General features: G+C 68.8%; 16 protein-coding genes. 9 read left to right on the top strand and 7 right to left on the bottom strand.

Features of this window, described 5'->3' with window-relative positions:
• Positions 1-103: 103 nt before the first annotated feature.
• From thiM to ACX1DX_RS12750, 4 genes are read left to right on the top strand one after another with little or no spacing between them, the layout of a single operon-like run.
• Positions 104-904 carry a hydroxyethylthiazole kinase gene (gene thiM, locus ACX1DX_RS12765; RefSeq protein ID WP_459396893.1) on the top strand — a complete coding sequence of 267 codons (801 nt, stop codon included), beginning with the start codon at positions 104-106 and terminating at the stop codon, positions 902-904.
• On the top strand, positions 904-1581 hold the full coding sequence (thiE, locus tag ACX1DX_RS12760) for a thiamine phosphate synthase (protein ID WP_459396892.1): 678 nt from the start codon (positions 904-906) through the stop codon (positions 1579-1581). Before thiM ends, thiE begins: the two co-directional genes overlap by 1 nt.
• Entirely contained in the window at positions 1578-2420 is an 843-nt protein-coding gene (gene thiD / locus ACX1DX_RS12755; RefSeq protein ID WP_459396891.1) for a bifunctional hydroxymethylpyrimidine kinase/phosphomethylpyrimidine kinase, read from the top strand. The genes thiE and thiD overlap by 4 nt, the downstream gene beginning before the upstream one ends.
• Positions 2417-3103, top strand: coding sequence for a TenA family protein (locus ACX1DX_RS12750; protein ID WP_459396890.1), 687 nt, complete (start codon positions 2417-2419; stop codon positions 3101-3103). Before thiD ends, ACX1DX_RS12750 begins: the two co-directional genes overlap by 4 nt.
• Before the next feature lie 75 nt (positions 3104-3178).
• On the opposite strand, the gene ACX1DX_RS12745 is transcribed toward ACX1DX_RS12750, so the two are convergent.
• Entirely contained in the window at positions 3179-4207 is a 1029-nt protein-coding gene (locus ACX1DX_RS12745) for a hypothetical protein (RefSeq protein ID WP_182762686.1), read from the bottom strand.
• Positions 4208-4380: 173 nt separating this feature from the next.
• On the bottom strand, positions 4381-5286 hold the full coding sequence (locus ACX1DX_RS12740; RefSeq protein WP_182762688.1) for a PRC-barrel domain-containing protein: 906 nt from the start codon (positions 5284-5286) through the stop codon (positions 4381-4383).
• Positions 5287-5475: 189 nt separating this feature from the next.
• Here ACX1DX_RS12740 and ACX1DX_RS12735 point away from each other — a divergent pair, with 189 nt between their 5' ends.
• From ACX1DX_RS12735 to ACX1DX_RS12720, 4 genes are all read left to right on the top strand, one after another.
• Positions 5476-8034, top strand: a complete 2559-nt coding sequence (locus ACX1DX_RS12735; protein WP_459396889.1) for a glycogen/starch/alpha-glucan phosphorylase — start codon at positions 5476-5478, stop codon at positions 8032-8034.
• A gap of 131 nt (positions 8035-8165) precedes the next feature.
• Positions 8166-8708 (top strand): hypothetical protein, encoded by a 543-nt coding sequence (locus tag ACX1DX_RS12730; protein ID WP_459396888.1) that lies wholly within the window; start codon positions 8166-8168, stop codon positions 8706-8708.
• Positions 8709-8722: 14 nt separating this feature from the next.
• Positions 8723-9937: a hypothetical protein gene (locus ACX1DX_RS12725; protein WP_459396887.1), complete on the top strand. Its 1215-nt coding sequence runs from the start codon at positions 8723-8725 to the stop codon at positions 9935-9937.
• Complete coding sequence (locus tag ACX1DX_RS12720; RefSeq protein ID WP_459396886.1) at positions 9921-10763, top strand: hypothetical protein; 843 nt, start codon at positions 9921-9923, stop codon at positions 10761-10763. Before ACX1DX_RS12725 ends, ACX1DX_RS12720 begins: the two co-directional genes overlap by 17 nt.
• Positions 10764-10842: 79 nt before the next feature.
• Here ACX1DX_RS12720 and ACX1DX_RS12715 read toward each other — a convergent pair whose 3' ends face one another.
• Positions 10843-11385 (bottom strand): hypothetical protein, encoded by a 543-nt coding sequence (locus tag ACX1DX_RS12715; protein WP_459396885.1) that lies wholly within the window; start codon positions 11383-11385, stop codon positions 10843-10845.
• A gap of 229 nt (positions 11386-11614) precedes the next feature.
• On the opposite strand from ACX1DX_RS12715, the gene ACX1DX_RS12710 reads away from it, so the two are divergent.
• Positions 11615-12565: an L-lactate dehydrogenase gene (locus tag ACX1DX_RS12710; RefSeq protein WP_459396884.1), complete on the top strand. Its 951-nt coding sequence runs from the start codon at positions 11615-11617 to the stop codon at positions 12563-12565.
• Between the two features lie 193 nt (positions 12566-12758).
• Here ACX1DX_RS12710 and ACX1DX_RS12705 read toward each other — a convergent pair whose 3' ends face one another.
• From ACX1DX_RS12705 to dnaK, 4 genes are all read right to left on the bottom strand, one after another.
• A complete protein-coding gene (locus ACX1DX_RS12705) occupies positions 12759-13181 on the bottom strand; it encodes a heat shock protein transcriptional repressor HspR (RefSeq protein ID WP_459396883.1) in 423 nt (140 codons plus the stop codon).
• Between the two features lie 6 nt (positions 13182-13187).
• Positions 13188-14351, bottom strand: coding sequence for a molecular chaperone DnaJ (gene dnaJ, locus ACX1DX_RS12700; RefSeq protein ID WP_459396882.1), 1164 nt, complete (start codon positions 14349-14351; stop codon positions 13188-13190).
• Positions 14352-14453: 102 nt separating this feature from the next.
• Positions 14454-15002, bottom strand: coding sequence for a nucleotide exchange factor GrpE (locus tag ACX1DX_RS12695; protein WP_182762706.1), 549 nt, complete (start codon positions 15000-15002; stop codon positions 14454-14456).
• On the bottom strand, positions 14999-16849 hold the full coding sequence (gene dnaK, locus ACX1DX_RS12690) for a molecular chaperone DnaK (protein WP_182762708.1): 1851 nt from the start codon (positions 16847-16849) through the stop codon (positions 14999-15001). Before dnaK ends, ACX1DX_RS12695 begins: the two co-directional genes overlap by 4 nt.
• Positions 16850-16878 lie beyond the last annotated feature (29 nt).

The following is a 16878-nucleotide window of genomic DNA, read 5'->3' as shown; positions in this document are numbered from 1 at the left end:
CGACACTGGTAGGGTCGGGGCGAAGCCGGGGTGCCCCGCAGGAGGGGCTGAGAACACACCCGTAGTCACCTGATCTAGGTCGTTCTAGCGAAGGGAGCAATCCATGACCGGCATTGCCCGCATCCTCAGCGCCGTCCGCGCCACCACCCCGTTGGTGCACTGCATGACCAACACCGTGGTGCCCGAGATCACCGCCAACGTGCTGCTCGCCGTCGGCGCGGCGCCCGCCATGATCGACCTGCCCGAGGAGGCGGAGATCTTCGCCGGCCTCGCGTCGGCGCTGCTGATCAACGTGGGCAACGGCTCAGCGGAGCAGCACGCCGGCATGCGCCTCGCCGCCCCCGCCGCCGCGGCCGCGGGAAAGCCGTGGGTGCTGGACCCGGTCGCCGTCGGCGGCCTGCCGGTGCGCACCCAACTCGCCCGCGACCTCCTCGCCCACCGCCCTGCCGCCATCCGCGCCAACGCCTCCGAGATCCTCGGCCTGGCCGGCACGTCGGCCGGGGGCCGCGGGGTGGACGCCACCGACGAGGTGGAGGCCGCCGTCGGCACCGCCCGCGAACTCAACGCCACCACCGGCGCAGTCGTCGCCATCTCCGGCCCCGTGGACGTGATCGTGTCCGCCGGCCGGATCACCCGGGTCACGGGCGGCGACGCCCTCATGCCGCTGGTGATCGGCACCGGCTGCGCGCTGGGCGCCACCGTCGCGGCCTGCCTCGCCGTCGCCGAGAGCGAGGCGGACCGGCACGACGCCGTGGTCGCCGCACACGCCATCTTCGGCGCGGCCGGAATCGCCGCTGGCCGGGGGGCTTCGGGCCCCGGCACCTTCCGCACCCTCTGGCTCGACGCGTTGCACGCGCTGACGCCGGCAGAGGTGGAAGGACTCGTCACAGTCGAGGAGGACTGATGCAGGCCCACAAGAAGCTGGCCAAACAGGTGGACTGGCGGCTCTACGTCGTCACGGACACGGAGCTCGCGGGCGGCCCGGACAGGGTGCCGCGGATCGTCGAGCAGGCGGTGCTGGGCGGCGCCGGAGTCGTCCAAGTGCGCGACAAGCACATGTCGGAGGTCGAGTTCCTCAACCTCACTCAGGCCTGCGTCGACGCCACCCAGCGCGTGTTCGACGCCACCGGCCATCGCGCCGCCATCTTCGTCAACGACCGCCTCGACATCGCCGCGGACCTCGGCCTCCACTTCCACATGGGGCAGAGCGACGGCGACATCGCGGAGGCCCGACGGCGGCTCGGGCAGGACCTGATGATCGGCCTGTCCATCTCCAACAGCGAGCAACTGCGCACCGAACTGCGCCACCAGACCGCCGACGTGTTGGGCCTGTCGCCCATCTGGAACACCAGCACCAAGACCGACACCGAACCGCCGCTGGAACTGCAGGGCGCCGAACAGATCGTGCGCGAGACGGCCGGTCGTGCGAAGACCGTCGCCATCGGCGGCATCAACCAGGTCAACGCCCGATGGGTGATCGACACGGGGGTGGACGGCATCTGCGTCGTGTCCGCCATCATGACCGCCCCGGACCCGCTGGCCGCAGCCAAGGAACTCATGTCGCTCTGGAGGACCCGATGACCACGCCCAAGATCGCCCTCAGCATCGCCGGCTCGGACCCCAGCGGCGGCGCCGGCATCCAGGCCGACCTCAAGACCTTCCACGCGCTGGGCGTCTACGGCACCGCCGCGCTCGCCGGCCTCACCGCCCAGAACACGCAGGGCGTGCGCGAGGCCCGAGCCGTCGATCCGGCCTTCGTGCGCAGCCAGATCGAGGCGGTGCTCGACGACCTCCCCGTCGCCGCCACCAAGCTCGGCATGCTCTCGAACGCCGAGGTCGCGGGCGTCGTTGCGGACCTGCTCGAGGAGCGGCGCGCCGACTTCGGCGTCGTGGTCCTCGACCCCGTCATGGTCGCCACCTCCGGCGACACACTCCTCCAGGACGACGCCGTCGTCGTCGTCCGCGAGCGGCTCATGCGCCTGGCGGACGTGGTCACGCCCAATGTCCCGGAGGCCGCGGTACTCCTGGGTGCCTCCCCGGCCACGGACAGCGACGGCGTCATCGCGCAGGCGAAGGCGCTCGTCGGGGCTGGCGCCAGGGCCGCGCTGGTCAAGGGTGGCCACCTGTCCGACGACGAGGTCACCGACGCCTTCGCCACCTCCGACGGCGTGGCCATCCTCAGCGGCCCCCGGATCAGGTCGCGGCACACGCACGGTACCGGCTGCACGCTGTCGTCGGCGATCGCCGCCCACGCGGCGCGCAACGGCGACACGCTGGGCACCGGTGTGCGGCTGCCCAGCATCGAACAGGCCCGCGACTACCTCATGCGGGCCATCGCGTCCGGCGCCGGCTGGACGCTCTCCCGAACGCCAGACTTGGGCCACGGACCCGTGGACCACTTCGTAGAAAGCACGCGATGACCATCACCTGGACGACCGGCGAATTCAGCGCCATGGCATGGGAGGCCACGGCGGGGATCCGCCGCCGCATCGACGACCTCCCGCTGCTGACCGAGCTCGCGGACGGCACCCTCGACGTCACCCGCTTCGTGGAATACCTCGCGCAGGACGACTTCTACCTGCGCGGCTACACCCGCGCCCTCGCGATGCTCGCTACCCGCGCTCCCTTCCCGGAGGCCGCGGGCTTCTGGGCGGCGAGCGCCGGCGGCGCCGTCGCCGCGGAGGTGGAGATGCACGCCGCGCTGATGAGCGACCCGGCGCTGGCCGGCGCGCCCCGCCCCACCGTCGCGTCCCCCACCACCCGCGCCTATGTCAACATGCTGCAGACCATGACGGCCTACGAACGCTACGAGGTGGGAGTCGCCGCGGTGCTCCCCTGCTTCTGGGTCTACGCCGACGTCGGCGCCCGGCTCGCGGAGACCGCCTCGGCCGTGCGGGACCACCCCTTCGGCCACTGGGCGGCCTCCTACGCGGACCCCGCCTTCCAGGACGCCACCAGACGCGCCATCGAGCTGATGGACGCGGCCGCCGCGACGGCGGACGAGACGACTCGCGGGCAGATGCTCACCGCCTTCGTCGACGCCACCTATTACGAGGAGCAGTTCTGGGCGAAGTCCTACGCCCAGGAGGCCTGGACGATCTGACCCGCCGACGCCCAGTGACACAGTTCGCTCCCACGCCCTCAGAGGGCGCGGGAGCGAACTTGTTGAGCGGTGTGGTCAGCAGCCGCCGAAGCTCACGTCCTCGGTGTACTTCTGCGCCGAGATCTCCACGATCACGTCGGTGTCCTTCATCGGGGTCAGCGGTGCGTAGCGCGCGCCGCCGCCCGGGTAGGGCTCGCCCTCGACGCGGAACTGCAGTTCGCGGTCGCCGAGCCTGACGGAGCCGAGGTACTGCAGCTCGCCATGGTTCTGCTTGCGCACCTGCTTGAAGTCCGCGCCGTAGATCGCCTTGATCTGGGCCACGGTCATGCCGACCTCAGCGCCGTCCTCGGTCTGGATGCCGGGCTCACGCACGGCCACGTCGGCCAGGTCCACCACAGAGATGCCGCGGTCCACCAGCTCAGGCCCGTTGCGGTAGGCGTCGCAGTCTTCGGTGGGCGACGGGACGATGTAGCCGAGCCGCAGGTAGTTGAGGGTGGCGTTGTTGTAGGCCGCCTGGGTGTACGGGGCGTAGGTCAACGGGCCGAGGCCGTCGAAGGTCAGCTTGCTCTGATCCAGCACGTGCGCCGGGATGCTGGTGACAGGGGCGACCGAGCCACCGGAGAAGCGCACCAGGTTGTTGAAGACGAAGCCCGTCTTCCGCACGTAGGAGTTGCCCTCCTTGGCGATGAAGTTGGTCTCGATGTACGAGCGGCAGCCGCCACGGCCGGTGGCCGGCGTGTCACATTCGGTGCGCCACCGGTGACCGGCGCTGGTGAAGGTGCCGTTGGCCGCGAGTGGGTTGCCGGCCCAACTGGAGCGCGGCGACGGCAGGTAGGAGAGGTTGTTGAAGTGCCAGTCGGTGTCCTGAACGAATCTGCCGTTCTTGTACACGACCTGCGTCGACCAGATCTTGGTCTCGCACCGCACGACGTTGGACGAGTACATCTCGCACTCGGTGTCCCAGAGCCTGCCGCTCTGGATGTGGCCGCCCGGCGTCGAGTAGACGTCGGTGGTGTCGGCGGCGTTGGAGGGCTGGGTCACCAACCCTGAGATAGCCAGTCCCGCTGCTGCGGTGGCGATGGCGGTTCTGCGGAGAAGCGACATTGCTGTTCCTAACTGTGCCTGGGGCAGAGCCCCGTGGATGATGTCATCCTCGTTCTTCGGGGAATCAATGTGAATACGTTGCGGTGCTCAATCTGGTTGCACTCGGCCGGCGTCTGTTCCCAGACACGGAAACGGCCGGCCCGTGATGGGCCGGCCGTTCCTCGTCAGATCACTCAGTTGGGGCGGGGGTTGCCCTGGTCTGGCGCGTCGAAGATGTTGTCGATGGGGCGCTGTCCACGGGTGCGTTCGCCCAGGGGGCCTTCGGCGGCGTCGGGGTAACCGGAGACGTCGTCCCCGGGGTACGCCTCGTCGTCCACCAGTTCACCGTCCGGGCCGACGTCGCGCAGGCGATCGTCGCGGAGTCGCTCGTCGTCGACGTAGCGTTCGCCCCCCACTGCGGCCTGGTCGTCCACGAACGAGGGGTCGTTGCGGTAGGCCGGGTCACTGATGAGGTCGTCCTGACGGCTGCGGACGTTCTCGTTGCCCATCCCGGGCGAGCCGAGGCTGCCGCTCTCGACGACGCGCTCGTTGCCGACGCCGGGCGAGCCGAGGCTGCCGGTGTGGACGCCTGCGTTGTCGCCGGTGCGGCCGTCCCCGAAGGAACGGGCCGGGTCGTGGGTGTGGTCCGGGCCGTCCAGCACTTCACCGACGGGGCCGCGCCCGTCGCGGTCGCTGTCCAGCAGCGGTCCATCCGAGCGCTCCTCGCCGGACAGGTCATGGTCGCGGTCCCAGCGGCGCGTGCGGAGGCGGTCTTCCTCGATGACGCTGCTGTCCACCTGGTAGTAGCGGTACAGGTCGTCTTCCTGGGACCTGGTGATGTGTCCGTCCTCGTCCACGTTCGGGGCGTCCTTGACGGTGTCCTTGTCGTGCGCCAGCGTCAGGCGGTCACCCTCCAGCGAGGATCCCGCGAGCGGCGCGAAACTGGTGCGCAGGCCGAAGAGACCGGTATTGACCGTGACCCACATGGGCTGGCTGGTCTGGTCGTCGAGGTAGACGCCGCTGACGCCGCCGATCTTCTCGCCGCTACGGTCGTAGGCCGTGGCCCCGAGCAGTTGGTCGATGTTCTCGTCGTGGTGCATGGTGTGCTCCCTTCGTTCCCGGCCAGAATCTGGCCGATCCGTGTAACCGGGGGTACGTTCCAGCCTCTCTCACAAAAGGGGCGGGAAAAACACCCTGAGGGAGGTGATTGGGACGCCCGGTACCGGGTATCTGAGCGCGCGGGACACGCCCGATGTGAAAAATATGCACGTTCAAACTACTGTGGTGCCATGCCTGAGTTTCCGCAGCACAACGGGGGCCCCATGCGGGCCGATGAATCCCCCAACACCGACGTTCGCCGCGTCGGGCCCACATCGACGCCGACGCACCCTCTCGCCACCGCTCCGGTGGGCGCGCCGACCTATTCGGTCGACGGTTTCGTGCGCGAGTTCCTCCACGAACTGAACACGAACCAGGGCGTCACGCTCTCACGTTCGACGGTCAATGACCAGTACCTCGCTCTCGCCAGCACCGTGAAGAACTACCTCATGGCGCGGTGGCTCGAGACCAACCGCAAGACGCATGCCGCCAAGGTCAAGACCATCGGTTACCTGTCCGCCGAGTACCTGCTGGGCAGCCAGCTCAACAACGCGCTGCTCGCCTCGGACCTGCACGACATCGCCCTGGAGGGCCTGGCCCAGTGCGGCCTGGACCTGCCCACGCTGCGCGCGCAGGAGATCGAGCCTGGGCTGGGCAACGGTGGCCTCGGCCGCCTCGCCGCCTGCTTCATCGACTCCCTCGCCACCATGAACGTGCCCTGCGTCGGCTACGGCATCCGCTACGAGTACGGCATCTTCCGCCAGACCTTCGTCGACGGCCGCCAGGTGGAGCAGCCCGACACCTGGCTCGCGCTCGGCGCGCCGTGGGAGTTCCCGCACCCCGAGGCCTCCGTCGTGGTCAACTTCGGTGGCCACACCGAGCGCTACACGGACGACGACGGCGAGGACCGGTGCCGCTGGGTGCCGGCCTGGAACGTGCTCGCCGTGCCGTACAACTACATGGTGCCCGGCTACCTCAACGGCCGCGTCAACACGCTGCGCCTGTGGAGCGCGTCGGCCACCAAGGCGTTCGACCTGCAGATCTTCAACTCCGGCGACTACGCCCAGGCCGTCCGCGCCCAGACCCTCGCGGAGAACATCTCGAAGGTCCTCTACCCCGAGGATTCCACGCCCCAGGGCAAGGAACTGCGCCTCCAGCAGCAGTACTTCTTCGTCGCCGCCTCGCTGCGCGACTTCCTGGACGGCCTCGAAGAAGACTTCGACCTGCACAACCTGCCTGAGCGGATCATCTTCCAGCTCAACGACACGCACCCCGTCATCGCGGTGCCCGAACTCCTGCGCATCCTCATCGACGAAGAGGGCTTCGACTGGGACGAGGCGTGGGAGATCGCCAGCAGGTGCTTCGCCTACACCTGCCACACCCTGCTGCCCGAGGCGCTCGAGGTGTGGTCCACCGAGTTGCTCGGCCGCCTGCTGCCCCGTCACCTGGAGATCATCTACCAGATCAACGAGAACCTCATGGGCGAGGTGCGCGCCGCCTTCCCGGATGACGAGATCCGCGCCCGCCGCATGTCGCTGATCGTCGAGGGCGACGAGCGCGGGGTCCGGATGGCCCACCTGGCCGCCGTCGCCGCCGCCAAGATCAACGGCGTGGCCGCGCTGCACTCGCAGCTGCTGCGCGACAAGGTGCTCAAGGATTTCGCGGACCTGTGGCCGGACAAGTTCACCAACGTCACCAACGGCGTGACCCCCCGTCGCTTCGTGCGGATGGCCAACTACAAGTTCGCCGACCTGCTCAACGACACCCTGGGCAGCGGCTGGGTCACGGACCTCGAACGGCTCCGCGAGCTGGAGCCCTACGCGGAGGACGAGGACTTCAAGGCCCGCTTCCGTGAGGTCAAGGCGTGGAACAAGGGCCGCCTCACGCGCCTGCTGAAGGTGCGCGACGGCATCGACCTGCCCGAGGGCCACATGCTCGACGTCATGGTAAAGCGCCTGCACGAGTACAAGCGCCAGTCGCTCAAGGTCCTGCACATCGTGTCGCTGTACGAGCAGGTCATCAGCGGCAAGATCACCGCCGCGGAGGTGACCCCGCGCACCGTCCTGTTCGGCGCCAAGGCCGCCCCCGGCTACCGCATGGCCAAGGACACCATCCACCTGATCAACAAGGTGGCAGAGGTCGTCAACAACGACGCGCGCCTCGAGGGTCGCCTGAAGGTCGCCTTCCCGGCCAACTACAACGTCACCCTGGCGGAGAAGCTCATCCCCGCGGCGGACCTCTCGGAGCAGATCTCGCTCGCCGGCATGGAGGCCTCGGGTACCGGCAACATGAAGTTCGCGCTCAACGGCGCCCTCACCATCGGCACGGACGACGGCGCCAACGTCGAGATCCGCCAACTGGTCGGCGACGAGCACTTCTTCCTGTTCGGCATGTCCGAGCCGGAGGTGGCAGACCTGGGCTCCAAGGGCTACAACCCCACGGAGTACTACGAGGCCAACGCCAACCTGCGCGACGCCCTGAACCTGATCCTGTCGGGTCACTTCTCCGGCGGCAACGGGCACATCTTCGACTCCGTGGTGCTGAACCTCATCAACCAGGACCGGTTCATGGCGCTGGCAGATTTCCAGAGCTACGTGGATGCACAGGCCCGCGTCGAGGAGCGTTACGCCGACCAGGAGGCCTGGACCCGCTCCGCCATCCTGAACGTGGCGCGCACCGGCTTCTTCAGCTCGGACCGCTCGATGCGCGACTACCTGCAGCGCATCTGGCACACCACCCCGATGATCTGATCCGCACCCGACGAAGCGGCCGGTACCCCCACGGGGTGCCGGCCGCTTCGTCGTCTGGGTCCGCCTGGGTGCGCGCCTGCTCTGATGACCCCGTGCGACCGTAGGCTGCACAGGCAGATCGGGGAGGTAGCGTGCAGGAAACCGTCATCACGGATGAGTCCGGGGCCATCGAGATCACCGTGGAGGGGCTGGAGGTGGTCTCACTCCGCATCAGCGCCTCATGGAGAGACCGGTTCATTCCCCGAGAGTTGGCCGAGACGATCTCGGCCCTCATCCGCCGGGCACTGCCGCCCCTCGAGGCCGCAGCACCGTCGGCCCTGCCGGAGGTGCACCTCCCCCTCTCGTCCATCCCCTCGTATCTCGCCGAGATGCGCGCGGGCCGCGCAGCCATGCGTCGCTACCTCGCCCGGCTCCGCGCCGGTGAGGTGGACCGTCGCCGCGAAGAGGTGTTGGGCACCCCGCACGGGAGGGTGGAGGTCTTCCTGACCGCCGGCCGCTTCCACGGGCTCCAGATCAACCCCGAGTGGGCGGCGAAGGCCAGCCTGCAGGCCCTTGCCGACGAGATCCTGGCGGTCCTGCCGAAGCCGCTGGTGCAGCCCGCCGCCGAGGACGCCGACATCGCAGACGCCCATTCCCACTACGCGGCAGCGCGCCGCTACCTCGTCGAGAAATAGGACGGAGACATCCCATGAGCCCCCAGGCAACGCTGGATCTGATCACCCAGATGACCGAAGACCTGCAGGACGCCTACGAGCTGCAGGCCGAACTCGTCCTCGCCGAGATGGAGGCGTCCAGGGCGCTCGTCGGCGAGTTCAAGGAGTACCGCTGCGAGAGCTGGCCGTTCTGCCCCTCCGGTGGCTACTACAGCGAGACCCGCCCGTCGGGCTGGAACCTGTTCTGGCACACCATCCGCACCAGTGACCACGAGCGCCAGGGCGAGGCGATGGACGCGCTGGCCGAGGCCGAGTCCGGCTACGACACCACCTGCACCGCGCAGACGAGCCGCAAGGACAAGCTGGTCAGCATCCCCACAGACGTGGGCGGCTTCCTCCTCGACTGGTTCAGCATCGACGCCTCGTTCGAGGGCGTCTACTACCCGGCCAACACCAACGAGATCCCGTCCAACGGTGAGCCGTGGGTGAGCGGGAACGCGGCGGGCTACGACGCGTCCATCGGCAGCCAGCGCACCGCCGCGGAGACCACGCGCGGCGTCGCCGGCGGGCTGGTGTCCAACACCACGACGTATCTCGGCAACGTCACAGACTCCATCGCGAACCTGACGAACCTGGCCCAGCAGCAGGAACAGCTCTACCTCGACGCCATCAAGATCGCCATCATGGAGCCGACGATCGGTAGCTTCATCGGCGCGGTGGAGGATTTCGCCCAACTCGTCATGGACCAGCGACAGCTCTTCTACGACCGCGTGCAGGAGCAGGGCAGGCAGCTGTCGGCGGCCATCTCCTCCGTCGTGCAGGTGGGGCTCCTCGAGAACGACCTGACGGGCATCGGGCCGGGCGGCACCTGGCCGTCGCCCCGCAACGTGTCGCGAGACCTGGACCAGCCGGGCTGCACCGGCAACGACGAGGTGCGCGCCAACGCCGAGTGGTTCCAGTCGCAGGTCGCCTACTGGGACGACCTGGCCACCCAGATGTCGACGCTGCACAGCACCGCTTCCGGCGCGTCGCGGCTGCCGGTCATCATGATCGACATGCCCCACTTCTCGGCCGCCGAGTCCTCGTCGCTCAACGGGCTGGCAGACAGCATCACCACTGCCATCGACGGAGGCCGCGCCGCCGCTGAATCCATGCGCGACTCGCTGCGGCAGACCGCCCGCAACTACCTGGACAACGAAGCCTCCTCCACCTCGCAGGCAGACTCCCTCTTCAATGAGTACTTCGGCTAGGCGGGCGGCGACCTGGGCCGCCATCGGCGTGTTGGCCCTCGCGGGCTGCACCCCCGCCGCCGACGAGCGTACGGAGTCCACAGACCTGCTGCGGGAGTACATCGGCGCCACCGCGAGGCCCGCCGGGTTCACGGTGACCGATGAGTGGCGCCTCGAGGTCGTCGGCGGGCAGCCGCCCGAGACGCAGAAGCTCTACCCCACCGAGGGATCCAGCCTGGCGGATCCCGCCGCGCCCATCACGGTGCCGAGGGACGACTTCCCCCTGGACGACAGCATCGAGCTGGCCGAGGCGCAGATCGACGCGTGCGACGGTGCTGCCCGCGTCGCGGTGCGGGCCCTGTCGCCCGGCATCGTGGTTGCCGAAGCCCAGTGCGACGGGCAGGGCAGCGTCTTCCTCGACGGCAAGCAGTTGGAGCCGATCACCGAGCCCATCTCCGGAGCCGCTCTCACCCAGGTCTGGTCCGAGATCGAGCGCGCGCGCCTCACCGACGAAGTCCTGTCCGTCGAGATCGACACGGAGGAAGGCTCGGCCGTCGTCTCCGTGCGCGGTGTCGACACAGCCAGGATCTACCAGTGGAGTCGCGGCCTGGACGCGGCGAGCACCAGCGTCGCGTCCCATCCGCTGCCCTCTGACGGCCCAGCGCCGGAGCCCGCACCGCTCCCGCCGGCAGGGGATCTGGCCTCCGCCGTCGACGGACTCCTCGGCTCCCTGCCTGATCCCAGCCTCGCCACCCGCCTGGAAGTGCAGCGCGACGGCGGCGTGACGACGGCCATCCTGGAGTCCGCCGACTACACCCAATTGTCATCAGCAACCTTCAACGGATGAGTTGACAGCACAGCGAAGCGGCCGGCACCCCAGGGGTGCCGGCCACTTCTGTCTCGCCTGATCGGGTGTCGTCACCGGATCAGATGGTGTAATCCTTGTTCTCGTCGGCCGGATCTGCCGCGTCGTGCGTGCCCTGCTCCTTGCCGGAGGCGCGGCCGCGCTCAGCGAGGTCGCGGAAGCCGCGGTTGATCTCGTCCATGAACTTGTCGAGCTGCTCGCGCAGCTGGGCCAGGACGTTCTTGGCGCCCGCCTCCGAATCAGCTTCGGGATGGGACTCGACGTACTGCTTCTTCTGCTCCTCGTAGAACTCCTTGGCCTTGTCGGCCACCAGCCCCACGAAACCGACGGCGGCGTAGGCCGTCTCCTCAGCCACCTTGCGCAGGTTGTCGCCCAACTGCTCCGGGCTCCGGTGCTGCTCGGGGCCGTCGACGGCGGTGTGCTGCTGACCCCACGCGTCGCTGGCGGACGCGTCAGGGGCGTCGGTCGTGCCGGTGGTGCCGTACTCGGCGCCCGACTCCTGGCCGGCCGCGGCCTCGGTGGCGTCGTGGGTGTAGGTGGGTTCGTCGGCGAAGCGCTCGCCCTGGCTCTGGTCGTCCGGTCGGTCGTTGAAATGCTCGGTCATGGGACCCTCCTGGATCTCGTGCGTTCCTATCTAGTGTGCAACGTAAAGGGTGCCGCCACGAGGGGTTGGCTCCCCCAAAAGCCCCCTATTCACCCCTGAGGATGGGACCCACGAGCGTTTCGGTGCGCCGAGGGCGCCACATCTGGATGTGGGGTCCCTGACCGACGCAGATCCAGATTCGGGGCCGTGCCCGACGCGGGGTGTTGGGGATTGTGGGCAAGATGTGGGTATGAAGATGCGAGGCACGAAACTGTCAGTCGTCGGCGCGGGCGCCGTCGGCACCTCCCTGGCGTACGCGGCGCTGATCAAGGGCGCCGCGACGCACGTCGCGCTGCACGACCTCAGCGCCACCAAGGTCAAGGCCGAGGCCCTGGACCTCGCCCACGGCAGCCAGTTCCTGCCTCCCCACGTCACCGTCGAGGGCTCCGACGATGTCGCGGTGACGGCCAAGTCCGACGTGGTGGTCGTCGCGGCCGGTGCGAAGCAGCAGCCCGGCGAAACCCGGATGGACCTCGCTGCGAAAACCGTCGGGATGATGAAGTCGCTGATCCCGCCGCTGGTCGAACAGTCGCCCGACGCGGTGTTCATCATGGTAACCAACCCCGTCGACGTCACCACCCAGGCGGCGCTCAAGATCTCGGGTCTCCCCCGCAACCAGCTGATGGGCTCCGGCACGGTGCTCGACTCGTCGCGGCTGCGGTGGCTCATCGCCGCCGAGTGCGCCGTCTCGGTGACCAATGTGCACGCCTACATTGCCGGCGAACACGGAGACACCGAGACTCCACTGTGGAGCACCGCCACCATCGGCGGCGTGCCGCTGAAGCAGTGGGAGGAGCAGACCGGTCAGTTGAGCCGCGAGGTGCGCGAGCGCATAGCCGAGCAGGTCGTCGGCGCGGCCTACGAGGTGATCGAGGGGAAGGGCGCCACCAACTACGCCATCGGGTTGGCGGGCACGCGCATCATCCAGGCCGTGCTGCGTGACGAGCACCGGGTGCTGCCGGTGTCGTCGTACCTCGAGAACTGGCAGGGGATCTCGGACGTCTGCATGTCGGTGCCGCACGTCGTCGACGGCAAGGGTGTGGGCCGGGCGCTGGAGCTACCTCTCACCGACGGGGAACTCCGGCGCCTGCGCGACAGCGCGGACCACATCCGTGAGGCGGCGCGCCGGCTGGGCTTCTGAGGCGGACGCCGGTCAGCAGCAGCGGGCTGGGGCCGCCGCCGGTCACCCGCTGGAAGCCCGGGTTCCGGATGGCTGCGCTGGGCAAGGCCGCCAACGCGAAGGTGGGCGGGAGTTGGGCTCGACGGGCGAGGCCACAACCGCCACTACGACGGCGACCCGAGCCAATCCGGCGGTTCTTGCCACCGCCACGTCGTCAGGAGGCCGACGGCGGCAGCGCGAGGCGCCGATGCGGCCGGTACCGGCCCTGGTGCACGCGCCCGGACGACTCCGCGGTGAACACCCGCGCCGCCATCTCGTCGCTCTGGATGCGCCGGACCAGTTCGCTCAGGCGCTCCACCTGGTCGCGCAGGCCGTCGACCTGCTCCTCGAGCGCGAGGATGCGGCGGATGCCCTCAAGGTTGATGCCCTCGGTCTGCGACAGGTACTGCACGTGCCGCAGTTTCGCGATGTCGCGCAACGAGTAACGCCGGCCACGGCCCCGCGCCCGCTGGGGGACGACGAGGCCGAGCCGGTCGTAGCCGCGCAGGGTCTGCGCGTGCATGTCGGCCAGCGACGCGGCCACCGAAACGGGGAAGACCGCCGCGTCGGGGTCAAAGGGCTGCAGATGCTGGCTCATCGGGCATCACCCTCCGAACAGCGACTCGCGAGGGTTGACCTCGTGGGCCTTCTCGGCGTATTCCAGCAGTGCGGCCTTGGCCTCCGCGCTCAGATCGTCCGGCACCTCGACCTTGATGGTCACCAGCAGGTCACCCTGCGAGCCGTCCGGCTTCCGCGCGCCGCGGCCACGCACCCGCATCGTGCGCCCGTTGGGCGTCGACGGCGGGATCCGCAGCTTCACGCGCTGCCCCTGCATGGTGGGGATCTGGATGTCGGCGCCCAGCGACGCCTCGGTGAACGTCACCGGCACGTCCAGTGTGAGATTGGAACCGCTGCGTCCGAACAACTTGTGCGGGGTGACGTGCACGCTGACGTACAGGTCTCCCGGCGCGCCGCCGTTCTCACCGGCCGCGCCCTTGCCCTTGAGCCGGATGCGCTGCCCGTCCTCGACGCCGGCGGGGATCCGCACGTTCATCGTCTTGGTGGACTTCCCACGGCCGGAACCGGCGCAGTCCGGGCAGGGGGTGTCGACGATGAGGCCGCGACCGAGGCAGTCCGTGCACGGTTCGCTCATGTGGAACACGCCGCCGGCCTGCGACGACTGCATGCCCGAACCCTCACAGGACGGGCACACCCGCGGCAGCGTGCCGGCCTTCGCGCCGGTACCCCGGCACGACGGACACGGCTGATCCGAGACCGTCCGCATGGTCACCGTGGCGCCCTCGACGGCCTGCTCGAAGCTGATGGTCACGTCGCCCTCGATGTCGGCGCCGCGACGGGGGCCGCGCTGCGTGGCGCGACGGGTGGCCCCGGCGCCTCCGCTGAACAGACCACCGAACAGGTCGCCGAAGCCCTGCTGCCCGGTGCCCTGGCCGGCATTGCGGAACAGGTCCTCGAACGACGGCGACGCTCCGCCGCCGGGCTGCCCGGGCCGGTTGAACCGGAAGCCGCCGCCGAACAGGCTGCGGGCCTCGTCGTATTCCTTGCGCTTCTCCGTGTCCGACAGCACCGCGTTGGCCTCAGAGGCCTCCTTGAACCGGGCCAGGGCGGCGCTGTCGCCCGGGTTCTGGTCAGGGTGGTTGTCGCGGGCGATCTGACGGAAGGCCTTCTTGATCTCGTCCGGCGACGCGTTCTTGGAGACGCCGAGAACCTTGTAGTAGTCCTTCTCGAGCCAGTCCTTGGTACTCACTTCCCGATCATCTCCTTTCTGAATGAGGGTGCATGGTTGTTCCTCCACGGGCCGGGTGGCCTGCCCTGCGACGTCGTCGCGAGGGCAGGCCCATGCACGGCATTACGGGTTGGCGACGGCGACGCGTGCCGGGCGCACGACCCGCCCCTTGAGCTGATAGCCCTGCTGCATGACCTGCGACACGGTGGTGACCGTGACCGGCTCGTCCAGCTGGACCGCCATGAGGGCGTCGTGGCGGTTGGGGTCGAACTCCTCGCCCACTTCACCGAACGACACCAGGCCGTGCTTGGCCATGACCTTCTCCAGCTCGTCGGCGACCATGCGGAAACCGCCGTCGATGTCGCCGTGCTCCCTGGCGAGGGCGATCGAGTCCAGCACGGGCATGAAGTCCGTCAGGACTGATTCGATGCCGGCCTGGCGGGCCAGGTCGCGGTCGCGGTCCACGCGCTTCTTGTAGTTGACGTACTCGGCGCCGAGGCGCTGAAGATCCGTCGTGCGCTCCGCCACGAGTTCCTCGAGCTCGGCGACACGGTCAGGAGCGTCAACGGCTTCGAACTCGACGGGGGCTTCAGGTGCGCCCGTGGGCGAGGCCGTCTCCTCGACGGCCTCGCCCACTGCGTCGCTGTCCGGAGTGAACTGCGAATCGGTCACTTGTCGTTCTCCTCGTCGACGATCTCCGCCTCGACGACGTCCTCTTCGCCCTCGGGCGTGGCGTCAGCGGCCCCGCCGTCGGCCGGAGCGGACTCCTGCGCCTTGGCCTGGGCGGCGGCGTAGATCGCCTGACCCATCGCGGCGGCCTTCGTGTTGAGGTCGTCGATCGCGGCCTTGACCACGTCGTCGTCCTCGCCCTTCAGGGCCTCCTTCAGCGCGTTGGTGGCCTCCACGACCGGCGCCTTCACGTCCTCGCCGATGGTCTCGTCGTGCTCGGTGAGGAGCTTCTCGGTGCGGAACACCAGGGCGTCGCCCTCGTTGCGCATGTCGACGGCCTCGCGGCGCTTGCGGTCCTCTTCGGCGTGCGACTCGGCGTCCTTGACCATGCGCTCGATGTCGTCCTTGGCCAGGGCGGAACCGCCGGTCACCGTCATGGACTGCTCCTTGCTCGTGGCGAGGTCCTTGGCGTTGACGTGCACGATGCCGTTGGCGTCGATGTCGAAGGTGACCTCGATCTGGGGCACGGACCGCGGTGCGGGCAGGATGCCGGTCAGTTCGAAGTTGCCGAGCGACTTGTTGTCGCGGGCGAACTCACGCTCGCCCTGGTAGACCTGGATCATCACCGACGGCTGGCTGTCCTCAGCGGTGGTGAACACCTCGGAGCGCTTGGTGGGGATGGTGGTGTTGCGCTCGATGATCTTGGTCATCACGCCACCCTTGGTCTCGATGCCCAGCGACAGCGGGGTCACGTCGAGGAGCAGCACGTCCTTGACCTCGCCCTTCAGCACGCCGGCCTGCAGCGAGGCGCCCAGTGCGACGACCTCGTCCGGGTTGACGCCCTTGTTGGGCTCCTTGCCACCGGTGAGTTCCTTGACCAGGTCCGCGACGGCGGGCATGCGGGTGGAACCACCGACGAGGAGGACCGTGTCGATCTTGTCGACGGAGGTCTTGGCGTCGGAGATGACGGCGTTGAACGGCGCGCGGCAGCGGTCCAGCAGCGACTGGGTCATGCGCTGGAACTCCGAGCGGGTCAGCTTCTCGTCGAGGTGCAGCGGGCCCTCCGCCGAGGCGGTGATGTAGGGCAGGTTGATGGCGGTCTCCGACGCGGAGCTCAGCTCGATCTTGGCGCGCTCGGCGGCCTCCTGCAGACGCTGGCGGGCCATCTTGTCCTTGGACAGGTCCACGCCGTTCTTGTTCTTGAACTGCGTGACGAGCCAGTCCACGACGAGGGAATCCCAGTCGTCGCCACCGAGGCGGTTGTCGCCCTTGGTGGCCTTGACCTCGAAGACGCCGTCGGCGATCTCGAGCAGCGACACGTCGAACGTGCCACCACCGAGGTCGAAGACGAGCACGGTCTGCTCGGTGTCGCCCTTGTCGAGGCCGTAGGCCAGCGCGGCGGCGGTGGGCTCGTTGATGATGCGGTCCACCTTCAGGCCCGCGATCTCGCCGGCCTCCTTGGTGGCCTGACGCTCGGCGTCGGAGAAGTAGGCCGGGACGGTGATCACCGCGTTGGTGACCGACTCGCCCAGGTACGCCTCAGCGTCGCGCTTCAGCTTCTGCAGCACGAATGCCGAGATCTGCTGGGGGCGGTAGTCCTTGCCGTCGATCTCGACCTTCCAGTCGGTGCCCATGTGGCGCTTGACGGAGCGGACGGTGCGGTCCACGTTCGTGACCGCCTGACGCTTGGCGACCTCGCCGACGAGGACCTCGCCGGAGGTCGAGAAGGCCACCACGGACGGGGTGGTGCGCGAGCCTTCAGAGTTGGGGATGACGGTGGGTTCGCCGCCCTCGAGGACGGCGACGCACGAGTTGGTGGTGCCGAGGTCGATGCCTACTGCACGAGCCATGGGATTTCCTCCTGGGTGTTAGCTGCATG

This window comes from Tessaracoccus zhenghani, assembly GCF_054552775.1.
The sequence above is the reverse complement of the archived record's forward strand: the minus strand, read 5'-3'. Positions and strand labels throughout refer to the sequence as shown.

Bases quoted from the DNA above. Each gene is read 5' to 3' on its own strand.
- thiM (WP_459396893.1), top strand. From the start codon at position 104: ATGACCGGCATTGCCCGCATCCTCAGCGCCGTCCGCGCCACCACCCCG.
- thiE (WP_459396892.1), top strand. From the start codon at position 904: ATGCAGGCCCACAAGAAGCTGGCCAAACAGGTGGACTGGCGGCTCTAC.
- thiD (WP_459396891.1), top strand. From the start codon at position 1,578: ATGACCACGCCCAAGATCGCCCTCAGCATCGCCGGCTCGGACCCCAGC.
- ACX1DX_RS12750 (WP_459396890.1), top strand. From the start codon at position 2,417: ATGACCATCACCTGGACGACCGGCGAATTCAGCGCCATGGCATGGGAG.
- ACX1DX_RS12745 (WP_182762686.1), bottom strand. From the start codon at position 4,207: ATGTCGCTTCTCCGCAGAACCGCCATCGCCACCGCAGCAGCGGGACTG.
- ACX1DX_RS12740 (WP_182762688.1), bottom strand. From the start codon at position 5,286: ATGCACCACGACGAGAACATCGACCAACTGCTCGGGGCCACGGCCTAC.
- ACX1DX_RS12735 (WP_459396889.1), top strand. From the start codon at position 5,476: ATGCCTGAGTTTCCGCAGCACAACGGGGGCCCCATGCGGGCCGATGAA.
- ACX1DX_RS12725 (WP_459396887.1), top strand. From the start codon at position 8,723: ATGAGCCCCCAGGCAACGCTGGATCTGATCACCCAGATGACCGAAGAC.
- ACX1DX_RS12720 (WP_459396886.1), top strand. From the start codon at position 9,921: ATGAGTACTTCGGCTAGGCGGGCGGCGACCTGGGCCGCCATCGGCGTG.
- ACX1DX_RS12715 (WP_459396885.1), bottom strand. From the start codon at position 11,385: ATGACCGAGCATTTCAACGACCGACCGGACGACCAGAGCCAGGGCGAG.
- ACX1DX_RS12710 (WP_459396884.1), top strand. From the start codon at position 11,615: ATGAAGATGCGAGGCACGAAACTGTCAGTCGTCGGCGCGGGCGCCGTC.
- ACX1DX_RS12705 (WP_459396883.1), bottom strand. From the start codon at position 13,181: ATGAGCCAGCATCTGCAGCCCTTTGACCCCGACGCGGCGGTCTTCCCC.
- dnaK (WP_182762708.1), bottom strand. From the start codon at position 16,849: ATGGCTCGTGCAGTAGGCATCGACCTCGGCACCACCAACTCGTGCGTC.